Source organism: Hymenobacter aranciens (assembly GCF_030580865.1).
GTDB classification, from domain to species: Bacteria; Bacteroidota; Bacteroidia; order Cytophagales; family Hymenobacteraceae; genus Hymenobacter; species Hymenobacter aranciens.
On record NZ_JAUQSY010000002.1, the window covers coordinates 256,942 to 275,612 of the forward strand.

Below are 18,671 nucleotides of genomic sequence, written 5' to 3' on the forward strand. Positions count from 1 at the left end.
TAGGAATGGAAATGAGACTGAATTTTTCCGAAATATTTTGGTGCCCGTAGTTGGCGGAGTTTGGAACTCAAAACGAACTGCCCGGCCTTCTTTAATTTCAATGAAAGTGAAGCCGGAAAATACCATTACCGGCCGCCGCTACTTCACGTGGCGCTCACCTGTCGCCCTTCTCTTTGCCCGCCCCGTTGCGCCATCTGCTTATGAAACCCGGTACTCTTCTCATTTCGCAGCCCTTCCTGGGCGACCCCAACTTCGAGCGTAGCGTCATCCTGCTCTGCCGCGACGAGCCGGCCGATGGCTCTTTCGGCCTCGTACTCAACCGCCAGACCCAGCTGACCCTCGGCGAGGTAATGGAGCTGCCCCTCGGCGACTTATCGCCGGCGGCCGGGCTGCCGCTCTACCTCGGCGGCCCCGTGCAGCCCGATACGCTGCACTACCTGCACCGTCGCCCCGACGTGCCCGGCGCTACCGCGCTGGGGCAAGACGTATACTGGGGTGGCGACTTCGACGTGGTGCTCGGCCTGCTGCAAAGCGGCGAGCTCACCAGTGAGGATGTGCGCCTGTTCGTGGGCTATTCGGGCTGGTCGGAAGGCCAGCTGGCGGGCGAAATGGAGGAGCAGGTCTGGATTCGGCAGCCCGCAAGCGCCGGGAAAGTGTTTACTTTGGCATCTGATGCGTTCTGGCAGGAGATTTTGCGGGAAAAAGGCGGCCGTTTTCGGATGCTCTCCAATTACCCCATCGACCCGCGCCTGAACTAAATTTTACTGCTTCGGCTTTTTCGAACCTCCCGTACCTTCGTACGAATTTCCGCCCCACTTACCCGGCCCCACTGCGAGGGCTGGCCTTTACGTCGATATGTCTGCTGACCAAAATCCCATCGAGCCGTCCGCCGAGGACCGGATGACCATCCTTGAACGCCGCCTGGCCGAAATCCAGGCCAAAGCTGGCAGCGCGCCCGCTGAGCGCGTCGAAACCGAAAACCCCGCTTCGGCCACCGAAACGCCCGGCTCGGCCCAAATCGAAATGCCCGCTCAGGGCACCCCGCCGCTGCCCGAGGGCCAGCCCGCAGGTGCCGGTACCGCCGAGCCCGTGCCCGCCCCCGCCGATGCGGCTCCCGTAGCCACCGCGCCCGCGCCCAACACCCCCGAGGCTGCCGCCGCCGCCGAAACCGCCCAGCACGTGCCCGATTCGGTGACCGTGGACGGTAGCGACATGTCGGCCCCGCAGGCCCGCGCCGTCGCGCACTACGGCGAAGAAATGGTTGCCAAAGCCGAAGCGCCTGCCGTGGAGGCTGCGCCCGAAACGGCAGGCGAAAACCCGGCTGTTGCCGAAGAGGCCCCGGCCATTCCGACGGCTCCTGCCGATGCCACGCCCGTTGCCGAAGCAAAAGTTGCTCTCGAAGCCGAAGCCGCCCCGCCCGTTGCCGAAACTGTGCCCGACGCTTCGGCCGAAACGCCTGAGCCCATCGCCAGCACCGCCCCGGCCCTGGTAGCCGACCCCGAAACTTCCCTGAACGCCGGCACCGCGCCCGGCATCGTGTCGGCCACCGAAAGCGAAGCCGCTTCGCTGACCAGCGCCGCCCCGGTTGCTGCTTCGGAAGAAACTTCGACGGAAGAAGCAACGGCGGCTGACGCTGACGACGCTTCGGAAGCCGACAGCGAAGCCGAAACCGAGCTGCCCGCGCCTGACTTCACCGAGCTCGACCTGCCCGCCCAGGCAGCGTACCTAGTGCAGCTGCTGCGCCGGCCTGATGCCCGCAAGCACCGCAAGCAGATTCAGGACCTCACCCGCCAGTACGAAGCCAACGTGGGCTCGGCCCGCTCGGCCGCCCGCCAGAAGTTCGCCGAAGGTGGCAACGAGGCCGAAGCCTTCGCCTTCCAGCAGCCCGAAGGCCAGCAGGAGCTGAACAAAGCCCTGCAGGAATTCCGCGAAAGCCGCCAGCGCGAAGCCAAAGCCGAAGACGCCAGCCGCTCGGAAAACCTGGTAAAGAAAAACGCCCTGCTTGACCAGCTCCGTACCCTCGTGGAGGCGGCCGACACCAAGGACAGCTCCGGCAAGCTCAAGGCCCTGCAGGCCGAGTGGAAAGCCGTCGGCCCCGTGCCCCAGGCCGACAGCCAGGCTAACTGGGACACCTACCACGGCCTGCTCGACATCTATTACAGCAAACAAGGCCGCTTCCACGAGATGCGCGACCTTGACCGTCGCCGCAACCTCGAAGCCAAGGAAGCCCTCATCAAGCGCGCTGAAGCTCTGAAAGATGCCTCCGGCATCAACAAAGCCCTCGACGAGCTCACCAAGCTGCACGAGGAGTGGAAGTCCATCGGCCCCGTGCCCAACGAGCAGCGCGAGCCGCTATGGCAGCGCTTCATCGCCGCCTCCGATGGCCTGCACCAGCGCCGCAAGGAGTTTGCCGACCAGCGCTCGGGCGTGGAGAAAGCTAACCTCGAAGTGAAGAAGGCCCTGCTCGACCGCATCCTGCCCTTCGCCGATTTCGATACCGACCGCGTGAACCTGTGGCGCTCGAAAACCGACGAAATCCAGGAAATCAAGCAGGAGTGGGAAGCCGCCGGCCTCGTGCCCCGCGCCCAGGCCGACGCGCTCAACAAGCAGTACTGGAACGCCTACAAGGCTTTCTTCAACCGTAAGAACGAGTTCTTCAAGTCGCTCGACAACGAGAAGAACACCAACCTGAAGGCCAAGCTTTCGCTCATTGAGCAAGCCGAAGAAGCCCTAAACAGCCCTGACTGGGAAGCCGCCCGCAACACGGTTATCCGTGTCCAGAAGGAGTGGAAGGACATCGGCCGCGTGCCCGAAAAGCAAGCCGACAAAATCTGGCACCGCTTCCGCACGGCCTGCGATAATTTCTTCGACCGCCCGAAAAACGAAGCCCGCCAGCGCGAGGAGCGCGTGACGGCTTCCTCGGCCGAGCAAACCGCCCACCTCGAAAAGCTGAGCGAAGAAGTAAGCGCCCTCACCAAAGAGGAGGGAGGCACGCTCGAAGGCTTCCGTGCCATCATCGCCGACTGGTCGGCCGCCTTCGACCCGACCGAGGACCAGCCCGGCCGCGGCACCGGCGACCGCAGCGAAGAGCAACTGCTCGGCCTGCTCGGCAAGTACCTCGACTGCGTACCCGCCCTTAGCTACGCCGACCGCAACGAGCTTTTGTTCCAGGCCGAAATCGCCCGTCTCAAAGCGCGCCCGCAGGCCCAGCAGCAGCTCACCAAAAAAGAAATGGCGCTGCGCAAAGAAATCAACGAACTGGAAAACGACAACGCCACGCTCCAGACCAACCTCGATTTCTTCGCCCGCTCCAAAAATGCTGCCCAGCTCCGCGAGGAGTATCAGGGCCGGATGGAGGAAGGCCGGAAGCGCATCGAGGTGCTGAAAAAGCAACTCAAGGCCGTACGCAGCTAGAAGCTGAGTTTACACATTTGGCTTTTCTGAATGTGTAAATGCAAAATGTGTAAATAAAGCCCGATTGGCGTCAGCTGGTCGGGCTTTATTTTATTTGATTGTCCAAATGGTTCATAAGACCCTACTGGCTACATAAAATTGCTCGACAAAAAATGCTGGCAATGCTTGGCTAAATCCGCCGCGTGGCGTACTTTTGCAGCACCAACCCGCCTCCTTAGCTCAGTTGGTAGAGCTTCTGACTTGTAATCAGAGGGTCGTTGGTTCGAGTCCGACAGGAGGCTCCAATAGAAAAGCCCGCTGCAGATATTCTGCAGCGGGCTTTTCTATTGGAGCCTCCTGTCGGACTCGAACCAGCAATGGCTAAAATTTACTTCGGCCGCCAGGTCAGCGTGAGGCCGGTGCCGCCGGCCGGGCTCCAGGCGGGCATCATGCCGATGTCACCGATGCCCCGGCCCAGCGGCTTGCGACCCCAGCGGTTGCGGTGGGAGAGATAGGCCAGGTGGGCTGAGAGAATCCCGATGCCCGCGCCCGCAAACACGTCGGACTGCCAGTGCCGGTTGTTGAGCATGCGTAGCACGCCCACGCTCGTGGCCACGGTGTAGGCCCCGATACCGTACCATTGGCTTTTATCGCGCAGCTCGGTGTGGACGATGCTGGCCGCCAAGAAGGCCTGCGCCGTATGGCCCGAAGGAAAGGCGTTGCGCGAGGAGCCGTCGGGCCGCAGGATTTTGCTGGTTTGCTTGATGGTGTAAACGGTGGTCAGCATCAGCGCCTCCGACTTAGCTATCACCAGCAGCAGATTCAGCCGGTCGTTGCGCGACTCGACGCCAGCCAGCACCGTGGCGCCCAGCTCCAGGTAGGGCACGAACTGCAGGTAGTCGTCGACCTTGGTATGAAAGCCCGGAAACTGCTGCTGAATGTCGCTCCGGGCATCGTAGGAGCTGTAAAAGCCGTGGTCGTTGATGGTACTGATGCCGTAGCCGATGAGCACCGCCGGCACGATACTGGCCCGGAACAGTTTGCTTTTGTAAAAAGGCTTGCGGGGCGTGGCGACCGGCGCTGTGTTTTCGTATTTGTGTAAACTATCGACAGGGGTAGTGGCGGGTGTTGCTACCGGAGTTTGGGCTACTGCCGGAGCGGTGACCGCTCCGGCGAGTGAGGCGGCCAGCACCAGCTGGCGAACGTGGGCACGAATGTTCATCCCGCAAAGATGGCCCTGGTGAGCAGGAACGTCGTGTGGGTTGCTGGTTTGGGACGCCTGGCGTTTCTTTGCGGTGCGGCCGCTGGCGGCGGCACTGTGGTCACTGGCTTTAGCTATGCGTTGGGCAGTCCGTTCGGTAAAATGCGTCATACTGGGGGCGCTGAGTGCCGGGGGCCTGGTGGGCTGCGGCTATGTTTCTTACTTTATTCCACTCAATCCAATGTCAGCAAGCGCTGCACCGGTCAACCACGCGCCCTGGGACGCGCTGCTCAAAAAGTACGTGGATTCGGCCGGCATGGTCGATTACCGGGGCTTCCAGCAGGATAGCGTGGCCCTGAACGACTATCTGCAGCAGCTCGCCGCGCACCTGCCCAGCCCTGCCTGGAGCGAGCCGGAGCGGCTGGCCTACTGGCTTAACGCCTACAATGCCTTTACCATTCAGCGCGTGCTGCGCGATTATCCCATCCGCAGCATCCGCGAGCTGGGCGGCGAAATGACTTTGCTCAATACCGTGTGGGACCAGCCTTTCATTGTACTGGGGACCGAGCATTACTCGTTAAACGACCTCGAGCATCGGCTTATCCGCCGGCAGTTTGCGGATAACCGGATTCACTTTGCCTTAGTGTGCGCCGCCCGCTCGTGCCCACGTCTGCGCAACGAGGCCTATACTGCCGCCCAACTCCACGAGCAACTGGAGGCCCAGACGCGGGAATTCATCAATAACTCCAGCAAAAACAACCTGACCGAGCCGGAGGCACCCGCCGTATCGGCCATCTTCGATTTCTATCCCGAAGACTTCGCCAAAAACGGCAGCACCTCAGTGCCGGAGCTCATCAACCGCTACGCCGAGCGGCCGATTGATGCAGCAGCGCCGCTCTCGTACCTGACGTACGATTGGACGCTAAACGAACAATGATTTCACATTTTGTTAATTTTACATTTGGACTTAATAGCAAAAACGGCCGCCTTCATTCGTGAGAAATTTGCCAGCGAAGGAAGCGGCCACGACTGGGCCCACATCGAACGCGTGTGGCACATGGCCCGCCGCCTGGCCACCCACACGCCCGGCGCCGACCTACAGGTAACCGAACTGGCCGCCCTGCTGCACGACATCGCCGACTGGAAATTCCACGGTGGCGACTACGAGGCCGGTCCCGCCGCCGCCCGCGCCTGGCTGCTGAGCCAGGGTGCCGCCGAAGAGTTCATTCAGCGCGTCGAAACCATCATCCGCGAAGTTTCCTTCAAAGGCTTGGGCGTGGCCACACCGGTGTCGTCCATCGAAGGCGCCCTGGTGCAGGATGCCGACCGGCTCGATGCCATCGGGGCGATTGGGGTTGCGCGGGCGTTTGCTTATGGCGGGCACAAGGGCCGGCTGCTGCACGACCCGGCTATTCCACCGGTAACCCACGCCGACTTTGCCAGCTACCAACAGAACGTCTCGCCCACGCTCAACCACTTCTACGAGAAGCTGCTGTACCTGCACGAGCGGCTGCACACCGATGCGGCGCGCGAAGTGGCCGTCGGGCGGCAGCGGTATATGGAAGAATTTGTGGCGCAGTTCTTGGCCGAATGGGATGGCGAGCGGTAAATGACCGCGCATCTGGTCGGGGAGGAATTGGTTTGGGGAAAGCAATGGGCTCCGGCCGCTACATTTACGCCATGAACCGTTTTATCTGCCTGCTCGTGCTCGGGCTGGCGCTGCTCAGTAGCTGCCGCACCTGTCCGATTGTGTCGTGTCACACCCGCAAGAAACACCTGCACAACGGGGTGGTGTACCGCGGGCAGCCGCTCTGGAAAAAGCAGAATCCGGCCGTGGGCGAGAAAATCAAGACGTACGGCCAGGGTAAGACCAAGCGGGCCAACGATAAAAGCAAAAGCCTGTAGCAGCGGGCCCGCCGGGGCGAAGCGGCTTGTCAGTAGTAACCTTTGGCGGCCGGCAATGCCTGTACTTTGACACTGGCCAGGCCAGAGGTCTGGTTTGTATTCTGAATAGTTCAAAAAAAGCCCGCTGCGCTTGTCGTTGCGGGCTTTTTTGCGTATCTTCGCGTGCGTAAATAGAAGTTCTCACCCTGCGGCTAAAAACCCGGTAAAACCGGCCATTTCTAGCCGCCTTAGCACCCCCTGAATGGCGGACGGAGAAAAAATCATCCCGATAAACATCGAAGACGAGATGCGCGGGGCCTACATCGACTACTCGATGTCGGTTATCATCTCGCGGGCCCTGCCCGATGTGCGCGACGGCCTTAAGCCCGTGCACCGGCGCGTGCTTTACGGCATGAGCGAGCTGGGCGTATCCTATAACAAGGCCTACAAGAAGTCGGCGCGTATCGTGGGCGAAGTGCTGGGTAAATACCACCCGCACGGCGACAGCAGCGTGTACGACACCATGGTACGCATGGCCCAGGACTGGAGCCTGCGCTACCCGCTCGTGGACGGCCAGGGTAACTTCGGCTCCATTGACGGCGACTCGCCGGCAGCTATGCGTTACACCGAGGCCCGCCTCAAGCGCCTGTCCGACGAAATGCTGGGCGACCTCGACAAGGACACCGTCGATTTCCAGCCCAACTTCGACGACTCGCTGGAAGAGCCCAGCGTGATGCCGGCCAAGTTCCCGAACCTGCTCATGAACGGCACCACCGGCATCGCCGTGGGCATGGCTACCAACATGGCCCCGCACAACCTGACGGAAATCGTGGCCGGCATCGTGGCTTACCTCGACAACCCCGACATCACGGTGGCCGAGTTAATGGAGCACATCAAGGCCCCGGATTTCCCCACCGGGGGCATCATCTACGGCTACGAAGGCGTGAAGCAGGCCATGGAAACCGGTCGCGGCCGGGTGGTGATGCGGGCCAAGGCCACCTTCGAAACCAGCAAAACCGGCAAAGACCAGATTGTGGTGACCGAGATTCCCTACATGGTGAATAAGGCCAGCATGATTGAGAAAACGGCCGCGCTCATCAACGATAAGGTGCTCGAAGGTATTTCCGATTTGCGCGACGAATCGGACCGCGACGGCATGCGCATCGTGTACGACCTGCGCAAGGATGCCATTCCGAACGTGGTGCTGAACAACCTGTTCAAGAAAACCCAGCTCCAGAGCTCGTTCGGCGTCAACAACGTGTGCTTGGTGAAGGGCCGCCCGATGACGCTGAACCTCAAGGACCTGATTCACTACTTCGTGGAGCACCGGGCCGACGTGGTGGTGCGCCGCACCCGCTACGAGCTGGCCGAGGCCCAGAAGCGCGCCCACATCCTGGAAGGCCTGCTCATTGCCCTCGACCACCTGGATGAAGTCATCAAGCTCATCCGTTCCTCGCGCGACGGCGACGTGGCCCGGGCCCAGCTCATCGAGCGCTTCGCCCTGAGTGAGGTGCAGGCCCGCGCCATCCTCGATATGCGACTGCAGCGCCTCACCGGCCTGGAGCGTGACAAAATTGTGGCCGAGTACGAAGAGTTGATGCGTCAGATTGACTACCTTAAGTCGGTGCTGGCGTCGGAGGAATTGCAGCGTGGCATCATCCGCACCGAGACGCTGGAGATAGGGGAGCGGTATGGCGATAAGCGTCGCACCGAAATCAACTACATCGGCGGCGACTTCTCGACCGAGGATATGATTGCCGACGAGGCCATGGTGATTACCGTGAGCCGGGCCGGCTACATCAAGCGCACCAACCTCGACGAGTACCGCGCCCAGGGCCGGGGCGGTATGGGCTCGCGCGGGGCTACCTCGAAGAAGGACGACTTCACGGAGCACCTCTTCATCGCTACCACGCACGAATATCTGCTGTTCTTCACCGAGCTGGGTCGGGTGTTCTGGCTCAAAGTGTACGAAGTGCCGGAAGGCGGCAAGGCCACCAAGGGCCTGCCCATTCAAAACCTCATCCAGATTCCGTCGGACGATAAAATCCGCTCCGTGCTCAACGTACGCGGCCTCAAGGACCCCGATTACCTGGAGAATACCTTCCTGATGTTCTGCACCGAGCAGGGCACGGTGAAGAAAACCCCGCTCGAAGCCTACTCGCGTCCCCGCACCGCCGGCATCAACGCCATCACCATCAACGAAGGCGACCGGCTGCTCGACGTGCAGCTGCTGGCTCCGAATGCCGAAGTGGTGCTGGCCTCGCGTAGCGGTCGCGCCGTACGCTTCAACGAAGCCACGGTGCGCTCGATGGGCCGCTCGGCCGCCGGCGTGCGTGGCATCCGCCTCGAAGAGGTCGAGGGCAACCGCGTCATCGGCATGGTGTGCGTGGCCGACCCGACGCAGGAACTACTGGTAGTGAGCGAGAACGGCTACGGCAAGCGCAGCGAGCTGGCTGAGTACCGCGTTACCACCAACCGAGGTGGCAAGGGCGTGCGGGCCATGAAAATCACCGATAAAACCGGGATGCTCGTGGCCATCAAGGACGTGAATGACGGTGACGACCTCATGATTATCAACAAGTCGGGCATTACCATCCGGCTGCGCATGAAAGACTTGCGCATCATCGGCCGCGCCACTCAGGGTGTGCGTTTGCTGAAAATCAGCAGCAACGATGAGATTTCGTCGGTAGCCAAAGTAACGGCTGATGATAAGGAAGAAGGGCAGGAGGGCGTCGAAGCCCCGCTGCTGGTGGGCGAAATGGCGGAAGGTGCGCCTGGTGCCGCCGTGCTACCAGCTGGCGCCGAATTCTCTGAGGAAGACGATGCTGCTGATGAAGAGGCAGATGACGACCTCGACGAGGACGATGATGCTGCCGACGAGGAGGACGCGAAAGAATCGGCCGAAGACGTGGCCTGATTTCTGAATAGGAGTGGGGCGGCCCGGAAGGGCCGCCCCTTTGTTTTGGCAAAATGTGCCAATCGATGCTGGTTTACAACGAACCTCAACTGCTTCAGGTGCGTTTTGTCAGCCGCAGCGGGCTGTGTATTTTGGCCCGCGTGTGCATCTTTGCTTTTAAATTCCCCCAATTTTCAGCTGCGGCTCGCCGCAATGAAATCCAAACAATCCGCGCAAAACAGCGAATTATGAAGAAGACCCTGTTGACCCTGGCCACTGCCGCCGCTTTGGCCACCGCCTTGCCCCAACTAGCTACGGCTCAAACTTCGGCCATCACTAATGCCATACTCTATCAGCGTCAAGGCCTGCTTGACAAGGCTAAAATAGATATTGACAAGGCCGTAGTGCACGAAAAAACCAGCGGCAAAGCCAAAGCCTGGTATACCCGGGGCGAAATCTATGAGCAGATGATGGACAGTCCCATCTATGGCAAGCAGCTGCAGCCGGGCGAAGGCACCCAGAAGGCTTTTGAGTCGTATCAGAAGGCCATGACGGTGGAAGGCAAGGACAACGAGTTTGCCAAGCAGGCCGCCACGAAGATGGACAACATCTATGCCCGGGCCTTCAACGATGGTGTGAACAGCTACAATGCCAAGGACTACGATAAGGCCATTGCCAGCTACAAGCTAGCCGCTCAGGTGCGGCCGCAGGACACGACGGCGGTGCTCTACACGGCTTATTCGTACGAAGCCAAGCAGGAGCCTGCGAATGCCAAAGCGGCCTACAATCAGCTTATTGGCATGAACTACAAGTCGGTAGCGATTTATTCCCGCCTGGTGCAGATGGCCCGCGCCGAGAAAAACGACGCGGAGGCGCTGAAAGCACTGCAGCAGGCGCTGGCGGCGTATCCCACCAACAAAAACTTCATGCTGGAGGAGCTCAATATCTACCTGAGCACCGGCCGGGGCAAAGAAGCCCTCGATAAAATCGAGCGCGCCATCGCCGCCGACCCAACGAATTCGAACCTCTATGCCGTAAAAGGCTCGATTCTGGACCAGGACAAGCGTCCGGCCGAGGCACTGGAGGCTTATAAGAAGGCCGTCGAAGTTGACCCGAATAACTTTGACGCCCAATTCAACCTGGGCGTGTACAACTACAATAAAGGGGCCGATGCGTACACCAAAGCCAGCAAGATGGACCTGAAGACGTATCAGGTATCGGGTAAGAAATTCGAAGCCGAAGGCAAGAAGTATTTCGAAGCCGCGCTGCCGTATTTCGAGAAGGCGCTGTCGCTGCAACCCGCGGACCGCAACACACTTTCGTCGCTGCAGAAGGTGTACGCCCGGTTGGGTCGTACTGCTGATGCAGACCGGATAAATGCCCGGATGGAATCGGGGAAATAATCGACGTGACTTGAGAGTAGGGCACTGGTTCAGACCAGTGTCCTTATTCTGGCAGAGTTAATTTAACATAATATAAATTATAAGACAATTATTTGGGATGGTTTTGAATGGTTTTCTGGTTAGTTTCCGGTTGGGTAGCTGGATTGTTCTTGCTGAGTTAATCGTAGTTTGGGGGTGTGTTGGGTATCATGTATTATGTGTCATTTTTGAGTTGTGGTGTGAGCAACGCGTCACACACGCTACACAGTAGCTATTTCTTTTGTCATTGAGAAAGGGAACGGTGCAGATGCCGAGGTGTAGCCATAGCTTCCGCAGGAGTATTATAAAAAAAATGTAGCTGCAGATGCTTCAGTGGCTCTAAGTTATTGCTGACTCAACAAGAGGCTCAATAAGAAACAGCAGTTATAAATCTCAGCCCCTCCTTCGGTACGGCAATAAAAAAGAGAGAAAGTAAAAAAACGGGAAGTACCTTAAAGTATAAAAAAGTACAAAAAATAATTATAAATTTGTACTTTTTTATACTTTTTAGAATTATTTACTACTTTTGATGCTAGCACTCGTATTATTGCTACTCCTTCTTTTTTTGTACCTAGCATATGCCTAAACTAATTGACTATCCCAGAACTACCTATGCCAGTGCCTGGGAAATAGCTGAAGTTGTAGACGACACCGGTGGTAAGTGCGCCATTGATACTGCAGCCCGCAAGCTCAATCGGAAAGTTAGTGGCTCCTTCAAAGCTATTATCGGCTCAGCCGTAAAGTTTGGGTTAATGACCAGCAAGCGCGAATTGCTCAGCACAACAACCCTGTTTAAGCGTATCAAACATGCTTACGACAAACAGGAAGAACTGCTGTTTCACCGAGAAGCTTTCCTGACGCCGCCGTTATTCACGCAGCTTTGCCGGAAGTTCCGCTCCCGCGAGCTACCCGTACAGATGCTCGATGTGATGCTCATCCGCGAGTTCGGCGTAGAGGAAATCAATGCCCAGGCAGTCGCCCGGGCTTTTGTGGAGGGCGCGCGTATGGTTGGGCTAATTGATGAACACAATATAATTGCTGATATCGACCAGCTTGCCAACCAACAAACTCCCCGGCGCGAACTCGCTAGTCCCCCACCCTCACTCAATAGCTTTCGCTCTGCCGACACCGGTATGGCCACTGCAGCGCCTACGGCAACTGCAGAAACAAAGACCACACCGACGGCCACCTCGATAGCTTCCTCAGTCGCACCGACACGCCCGGCCAATCAAGCTCGTCCTATTACTGAAATAAGCAGTTCGGATGCCGTCGCATCCCTGTTTGGGCTGAATAACATACAACCAACTGCTTCACCAGTTCCTGTCGATAAGTCTTCTACTGCTCCGACGCTTCCGATAGCCCAACCCTCCCCAACATTAGTACCTCCTGCAACAGCCGCAGCCCCAACACCCCCTAACCGGCCGCCAGCCAGCTCTACTCCTACTTACCTCATCCAAATCAGCGGGCCGGGAGTCGATACCAGCTTATCGATAGTTGATGTGGACGACCTGGCCATTGTACAGGCAATGCTGGAGAAAATCAAACGGCAGATTAGTACCATCTAATACAGGGCGACCCTTTCATTCATTATGTTAAACTGGCTGCGAGTTAGCGGCAATTCCTTACCTTGCCATTCTCCACAGCCCACTAGGCCGTGGTTAAAACAACATTGTGCATCCACACATTTGGTAAATAAACCAAGCAGCTTACCTTTCATATCAATAACGCCAACTTATTTAATCACATAAAACATTATTTTACAGAGCTTTGCATTAAAGTGACCACGCCTCACATATTACACATTTGGCCAAACCGCTCCGGTATATTAGTGCGGGTCATCTTGCTTAATTCGGGGGTCGAACACGAAATCCTCCCGCCCCGCCAGCCGAACCTTTGCAAAATCGGGGTGTTGGGTGTTGAATATATAATTGAACTCGTGGGCAATAACTGAGGACGGCACTCGTAGTACAGCCGCGTCACGCCGAGCATACCAGGCAGCTCCAATAGGCTGGCACCGAGCATAGTTCTGCGATAATTGCCAGTCGGCCGGAAGGTCGGCCAGCAATAGTTCTTCTTTCGTGAGGTCATCTGGAAATTCTATTCGAACTACTTTAAACAGGTCGCTAAGTCCCTCCCCACTCCGATGGACCACGTTTTCGAGACAAGCCAGGGCACGGCTACCCGCCGCATAAATTACAAACTGACCACGCACGTTCCAACGCGCCGGATAGCCCGATGCCACCAGGGCATCGGCATACTTAGCCAGGCAGATGCGGTAAACTTCCATTGACCGGATAGCCTAGGCCAGGTCGCCGTAGGCAATTCGGTTCAGTTCCTCAGCTACCAGGTCGATACCGCCACTGGTTTGCAACAGGCTTAGTGGCAGCTGCCCACCCAGACCATAGGCTGACTTATTGAGCCAACGCCGAAAAGTGGCACCATCGCCAAATATCTCTTCCCCTTGCCGGGCCAGGGCAAACATTTTCAGCACCTGTTCGCTCGCGGCCGGGCTGAGCCGCTTGCGCGCCTGCCGATAGGTCCGCAGGGTTTTAGTGGTGGTGTGCAGCAGGTCAGCCAACTCATCAACGTGCAGCTGCAGTACGCCGGCCACATCGAAGGCAGTTTTGGCCAGCACGCCGGTGCGGGCTTCCATTACCAGAGCAAAGGGGTCGGCCACAACGGTAGCCAGACTCAACAGAGCAGCTGAGTAAGTAGAGACGGAGCGGTGAGCGGCAACAGCTATCATGGCAGGGAAAGAAATTTTCAACTCAAAGATGGGAAAAATTTCTTTTATAACGAGAAAATTTTCCCTTTGGGTTCAACAGCCTAATCAGCGCCTCCCTCCTACTTCCAGCAACTTCTTAAAACAGAAACCCAGACCGCCAATCATTATGTTAAATAAATAATTATCCAGCAAACGACAAGCGGCAAATTTTTGCTCCCTTAATTGAGCCACTTGAGTACCGGGGAGAACACACTCCCTCCGTCGATTCCGCCCCACGGCCGCCGAAACCTGATTCCACCGGCACACACACCCACATGACCGATTTACCAATCGGCTCAATTAGCAATGTAACGTCTTGACAATTAGCTAAAACCTCGCTATCACCCGCAGATTTACCACGCGCTGGGAGAGGTAGCTGGGTACGGCATAGGTGCGGCCATTGACGTCCTGCAGATAGCTGTAGCCGGCCACGTTATTGGCATCCAGCACGTTCAGGATTTCCAGACCCAGCCACAGGCTTTCGAGGCTGTAGAGGTGGGGCCGGGGGCCGGTGCGCAGGCTGAGGACTTTCGACACGCCGAGGTCGACGCGCTTGTAGCTGCGGGTCAGCTCGTCGGTGCCACGCTCGTCGGGCAAATTGGGCGGGCTGAAGGGCAGGCCGGTGCCGAAGACCACGTTGACATAGCCGCGCACGGAGGGGTTGTCGGGCAGGTGGTCCTGGAAGAAGATACCGACGTTGAGGCGCTGGTCCTGCGGGCGGCGGATGTAGCCTTTGGGGGCGCGGCCCGCCACGCTGCCGTCGGGGTTGTAGGTAGTGGTGGAGTCGTCGCTGAGGTTTTCGCGGGTGGTGAGCACGCCCAGGCTGAACCACGACTCGGCCCCTTTCACGAACTCGCCGCTGATGCGGGCATCGAAGCCGGCGGCGTAGGCCGTAGCGTTGTTGCGGGCGAAATAGCGCAGGCGCACGTTATCCACGTCGTAGGGCACCACGTCGGTAAGGTACTTATAATAGGCTTCGGTGGTGAGCTTAAACGGCCGGCCGAACTGCTGAAACGTGACGTCCTTGCCCACGATGAAGTGCAGCGAGCGCTGCGCCCGCAGCTCGGGGTTGAGGGCGCCGGTCTGAACCAAGGGCTGGCTGGAGTCGCGGCGCTCGCCAATCTGGCTGCGCAGCTCGCGGTAGAACGGCGGCTGGTAGTACACCCCCACGGCGGCCTTGAAGGAGCGGTTGGGATGGCGGCGGCTGATGGCCGAGAACTGCACCCGCGGGCTGATGACCGTCTGGCCGTTGACACTCCAGTGGTGAACCCGGGCCCCGTAAGTAAGCGTGCGCAAGGTATCGAAAGCCCAGGTGTCCTGCACGTAGGCCTGGGTGCGGGTGCTGGTCAGCTGCAGGTTGGAGAGCAGGCGGGTGCGGCGGGAGTCGGGCACGAAGTCGGCCGAATCGACGAAGCTGTACTCGTCGAGCACGTCGGTGATTTTCTCGTGGCCGATTTTGGCACCCCAGCGCAGAGTATGGGCGCTGCCGGGCGTCCAGCGGCCGCGGTATTCGGCGGTGAGCACGCGGGCTTTGAGGGTATTGCGCGAGTGCCGGAACTCCGAGCCGATATTGCGCTGGCGCACGGGCTCATTGAACTGGTCGGAGTTGGGGTCGCGGTTGATTTCGGCAAAGGTGTAGGCGGCCTCCACGTCGCGGTATTCCAGCTCACGCGAACCCACGGCCGAGCCCAGCAGCTCCATCTGCAGGCGCGGGGTGAAATCGTGCTTCAGGCTCAGGCCGCCCTGATAGGTGTCGTACTGCATCCGCTCGCGCCCCTTGTACACGATGAATAGGCGGCTAATCTGGTTGGTGGCAGTGGAAAAAGAGGCTTGGCCGGTTTCGGGCGAAAAGCGGTAGTCGTTGTGAACCAGCACTCCCAGCAGACTCAGCTGCGTGCGCTGCATGTCGTCCCTCTTGCCCAGCCCAATGGTGACGAAAGCCTGCCCATCGTAGAACGTGGGGTTGTAGCCGCCCTGCTGCTGGCGCAGGGAGCTGAGCACGTACTGCGCATTTTTGTAGCGAATGCCCGCCAGGTAGCTCACCCGGCCGCTGGCCGAGCGGGCCTCGGCGTGGGCCGCGCCGCCGGTGAGGCTGGCCGTGAAAGAGGCCGCAAACTTCTCGGGGGTCTTGTAATCCACACTCAGCACCGAGGCCAGCTTGTCGCCGTACTTGGGCTGCCAGCCGCCGCTGCTGAACTCCACGCTCCGCACCAGGTCGGGGTTGATGAAGCTCAGGCCCTCCTGCTGGGCGGTGGTGACGAGAAACGGCCGGTACACCTCGAAGCCGTTGACGTAGACCAGGTTTTCGTCGTAGTTGCCGCCGCGCACGTTGTAGGTGCTGCTGAGCTCGTTGTTGCTCTGCACCCCGGGCAGGGTTTTCAGGATGGCGTTGAAATCACCAAATGGTGAGGGCAGCACCTTGGCCGAGCGCGGGTCGAGGCGGGTGATGCTGACCTGCTCGCGCTCATTGGCCTCGTCGGAACGGGCCCGCACCGTCACGCCCCCCAGCGAACGGGCGTCGGTGCGCAGGGTGAAGCTGAGCTCGCGCCCGGCATCGGCGGGCAGGCTCAGTACCTGGCGCACCGTGGCAAAACCCAGCCGGCGCACCACCAGCACGGCCCGCTGGCCGGCGGCGGGCTGGCGGATTTTCAGCTCGAAATGGCCCTGAGCGTCGGTGTTGGCCCCGCCGGGCTGGCCCTCCACTCCTACTACGACCAGCTCCAGCGGCTGGCCGGCGGCGTCGCGCACGGTGCCGCGCAGGGTGAGGACGGTGGCGGGGCTCACGGCGGCCGGGGTAGTTTGGGCCCACCCGACCGGCACCAGTCCTATTCCCAACAGCACTGGCAAGCTCCCCCGGCCCACGGCCCGAACCAGCTTTCCTTTCCACAAACGAACGAACGGCAAACGCGGCGACTTTTTTTCTTTCACGAACTGGATAACGCCTCTCGGGTGCTTCTGGTATGCGGCAAATGGATTTTAGCGGCGGTCGGCGCTGGCTTCCTGGGTGTCCCAGGCGGCGAGGTGCTCGCGCAATTTGGCCAGCGTGGCCACCGGGCCCTCGGGGGCGCTGAACACGAAGTTGCCCGCCACCAGCACGTCGGCCCCGGCATCGACCAGCGGGCCGGCGTTGGCGAGGCTTACGCCGCCGTCCACCTCAATCAGGGCGTCGGAGCCGGCGTCGAGCAGCAGGCTTTTCACCTGGCTGACTTTTTTCAGGGTATTGGGAATGAAGGCCTGGCCGCCGAACCCGGGGTTCACCGACATCACCAGCACCAGGTCGAGGTCGGCGGCAATGTCTTCGAGCAAAGCCACCGGCGTGGCGGGGTTGATGGCCACCCCGGCGCGGCAGCCCAGCTGCTTGATTTGCTGCACCACGCGGTGCAGGTGCGGGCAGGCTTCGTAGTGCACGGTGATGCTGTCGGCCCCGGCATCGCGGAAGGCCGCCAGATAGTTCTGCGGCTCCTCAATCATGAGGTGCACGTCGATGGGCTGGCGGGCGTAGCGGCGCACGGCCTGTAGCACCGGCAGGCCGAAGGAAATATTGGGCACGAAACGGCCGTCCATCACGTCGAAATGCAGCCAGTCGGCGGCGCTGTCGGCCAGACGCTCGGTTTCGGCTTGCAGGTTGGCGAGGTCGGCGGCCAGGAAAGACGGGGCTAGTAGTGGGGCCCGGCGGGGTTCATTCATGTCTGCGAAGATACGGCCACCCGGCAGAAGCCTCGTACTTTTGTTCGCTGCTCGGGCTTCGTAGGTGTTGGGTAATTGGTGTTCGGTTCCAGGTATTAGGGTAGCAAAAGCGGCTTGCTTTCCCAAAACCTAAAACCAAACACCAAATACCCAACACCCCAGACCGAAAACCTCATTCGGGCAGCTTTCGACTTTTAGATTTTTATGCCCTACCCCGTTCCGCTGCTCATTCGCGGTATCAACAACCTCTCCGATGCCCGCTACTGCGCCGGCATGGGGGCCGATAAGCTTAGCTTCATTCTCGACCCCGCCCTGCCCGGGCACCTGGCCCCGGCCGTGGTGAAGGAGTTGGCCGGCTGGGTGGCCGGCGTGGAGCTGATTGGCGAGTTCGACTCCCTGAGTGCGCCCGAAATCAACGCCCTGGCCGCCGACTGCGCCCTCGACGCCGTGCTGCTGCGCACGCCCCGCCCCGCCGCCGAACTGGCCGAAATTGCCCCGCCGGTGCTGCTGGAGGTTGCTTTTGACCAGCTGCCCACCTTCCCCGCGGCCGACTTTAGCGATTCCGTAGCCGGCGTGCTGCTGGAGCTGCCCGAAGCCGTGGCCGCCTACGACGCGGCCCTAGCCAGCGACGCCGTGGCCATCCTGGCCCGGCAGCTGCCGCTGTGGCTGGGCCCGGGGCTGCACCCGCACCGCGCCCGCCAGGTGCTGGTGGCCGTGCGCCCGGCCGGACTGGTGTTTGCCTCGGGGCACGAAATCAAGCCGGGCCTGCGGGATTTTGACCAGTTGGAGGCGGTATTCGAGGCGCTAGAGGAGGAGTAACTGCAGCTCAGGCAACCATTTTCAGTTTGAAATTGTATATTTGTCTTGGGAGCGGAACGTTTCGGACGCTTAAGAGGAGGACGGATTTGGCTTGCTGAATCTATGTGCATTGCTCGCCGCTCATTTGGAAGGCCAACTACTCACGTAGTTGGCCTTTTCTTATACATAGTCACAAGCACCAGGCGACGACGGCCGGGCCGGTACTCCAGCACTGCACTTACCAGACCAGTCGGCTGACTACTCTGAAGCTCGCAGCACGGCATGGGATGTTTTCCCAAACGTGGCTTGCCGACAATGATGCTATCGGGTTGCAACACCCAGTCTACCAAGTCTTGAAAGTCGGCTTGTACAATAGGGAGTTGTCCTTGCGCCAGCTGCGATGCCGCCGCGTGTAATCCATGTTTTTTGAGCGTATGACGTACTCCTGACAGGTCAAGCATTACCGTAAAACCGGCCACTTGGAGGCCAGTAACAGCTAGAATGTCGGCGGTCATTTTTTGCGTCACCTCCCCAACGCGGTAATAACTTTCGCTATGCGGGATGGCAGGCTTCTGCAATTGAAGAAGTAGGTCGGCAATAGTGGCAAATTCCTGGTACATGGTGGTA

Annotated in this window: 15 protein-coding genes and 1 tRNA gene; 10 read left to right on the plus strand and 6 right to left on the minus strand. The window is 59.5% G+C overall.

The features are described 5' to 3' along the window. The first annotated feature begins 200 nt into the window (after positions 1-200). From Q5H93_RS03305 to Q5H93_RS03315, 3 genes are all read left to right on the plus strand, one after another. Positions 201-758, plus strand: coding sequence for a YqgE/AlgH family protein (locus tag Q5H93_RS03305; protein ID WP_305005062.1), 558 nt, complete (start codon positions 201-203; stop codon positions 756-758). 97 nt (positions 759-855) lie between these two features. Further along, entirely contained in the window at positions 856-3,414 is a 2,559-nt protein-coding gene (locus Q5H93_RS03310) for a DUF349 domain-containing protein (protein WP_305005063.1), read from the plus strand. A 208-nt stretch (positions 3,415-3,622) separates the two neighbouring features. Continuing rightward, positions 3,623-3,698 (plus strand) — tRNA-Thr (locus tag Q5H93_RS03315). Between the two features lie 83 nt (positions 3,699-3,781). Here Q5H93_RS03315 and Q5H93_RS03320 read toward each other — a convergent pair. Next, the gene (locus Q5H93_RS03320; protein ID WP_305005064.1) at positions 3,782-4,615 is read right to left on the minus strand and encodes a phosphatase PAP2 family protein; all 834 of its coding nucleotides are present in this window, start codon (positions 4,613-4,615) and stop codon (positions 3,782-3,784) included. A gap of 220 nt (positions 4,616-4,835) precedes the next feature. Here Q5H93_RS03320 and Q5H93_RS03325 point away from each other — a divergent pair, with 220 nt between their 5' ends. From Q5H93_RS03325 to Q5H93_RS03350, 6 genes are all read left to right on the plus strand, one after another. After that, positions 4,836-5,531 (plus strand): DUF547 domain-containing protein, encoded by a 696-nt coding sequence (locus Q5H93_RS03325; RefSeq protein ID WP_305005065.1) that lies wholly within the window; start codon positions 4,836-4,838, stop codon positions 5,529-5,531. 24 nt (positions 5,532-5,555) lie between these two features. Beyond that, complete coding sequence (locus tag Q5H93_RS03330) at positions 5,556-6,203, plus strand: HD domain-containing protein (RefSeq protein WP_305005066.1); 648 nt, start codon at positions 5,556-5,558, stop codon at positions 6,201-6,203. Between the two features lie 71 nt (positions 6,204-6,274). Continuing rightward, on the plus strand, positions 6,275-6,499 hold the full coding sequence (locus Q5H93_RS03335) for a hypothetical protein (protein WP_305005067.1): 225 nt from the start codon (positions 6,275-6,277) through the stop codon (positions 6,497-6,499). Between the two features lie 241 nt (positions 6,500-6,740). Then, positions 6,741-9,395, plus strand: a complete 2,655-nt coding sequence (gene gyrA / locus Q5H93_RS03340; RefSeq protein WP_305005068.1) for a DNA gyrase subunit A — start codon at positions 6,741-6,743, stop codon at positions 9,393-9,395. A 227-nt stretch (positions 9,396-9,622) separates the two neighbouring features. After that, positions 9,623-10,777, plus strand: coding sequence for a tetratricopeptide repeat protein (locus Q5H93_RS03345; protein WP_305005069.1), 1,155 nt, complete (start codon positions 9,623-9,625; stop codon positions 10,775-10,777). 596 nt (positions 10,778-11,373) lie between these two features. Then, a complete protein-coding gene (locus Q5H93_RS03350) occupies positions 11,374-12,360 on the plus strand; it encodes a hypothetical protein (protein WP_305005070.1) in 987 nt (328 codons plus the stop codon). 260 nt (positions 12,361-12,620) lie between these two features. Here Q5H93_RS03350 and Q5H93_RS03355 read toward each other — a convergent pair whose 3' ends face one another. The 4 genes from Q5H93_RS03355 to rpe form a co-directional block, all read right to left on the minus strand. Then, positions 12,621-13,082 carry an RES family NAD+ phosphorylase gene (locus Q5H93_RS03355; RefSeq protein WP_305005071.1) on the minus strand — a complete coding sequence of 154 codons (462 nt, stop codon included), beginning with the start codon at positions 13,080-13,082 and terminating at the stop codon, positions 12,621-12,623. Positions 13,083-13,094: 12 nt separating this feature from the next. Next, positions 13,095-13,541, minus strand: a complete 447-nt coding sequence (locus tag Q5H93_RS03360) for an Xre family toxin-antitoxin system antitoxin (protein ID WP_305005072.1) — start codon at positions 13,539-13,541, stop codon at positions 13,095-13,097. 345 nt (positions 13,542-13,886) lie between these two features. After that, on the minus strand, positions 13,887-16,448 hold the full coding sequence (locus tag Q5H93_RS03365; protein WP_305005073.1) for a TonB-dependent receptor: 2,562 nt from the start codon (positions 16,446-16,448) through the stop codon (positions 13,887-13,889). Positions 16,449-16,535: 87 nt separating this feature from the next. After that, complete coding sequence (gene rpe, locus Q5H93_RS03370; protein WP_305005074.1) at positions 16,536-17,246, minus strand: ribulose-phosphate 3-epimerase; 711 nt, start codon at positions 17,244-17,246, stop codon at positions 16,536-16,538. A 204-nt stretch (positions 17,247-17,450) separates the two neighbouring features. Between rpe and Q5H93_RS03375 the strand changes: the two genes are divergently transcribed. Beyond that, positions 17,451-18,065: a beta/alpha barrel domain-containing protein gene (locus Q5H93_RS03375; RefSeq protein WP_305005075.1), complete on the plus strand. Its 615-nt coding sequence runs from the start codon at positions 17,451-17,453 to the stop codon at positions 18,063-18,065. 140 nt (positions 18,066-18,205) lie between these two features. On the opposite strand, the gene Q5H93_RS03380 is transcribed toward Q5H93_RS03375, so the two are convergent. Next, positions 18,206-18,664: a hypothetical protein gene (locus Q5H93_RS03380; RefSeq protein WP_305005076.1), complete on the minus strand. Its 459-nt coding sequence runs from the start codon at positions 18,662-18,664 to the stop codon at positions 18,206-18,208. Positions 18,665-18,671 lie beyond the last annotated feature (7 nt).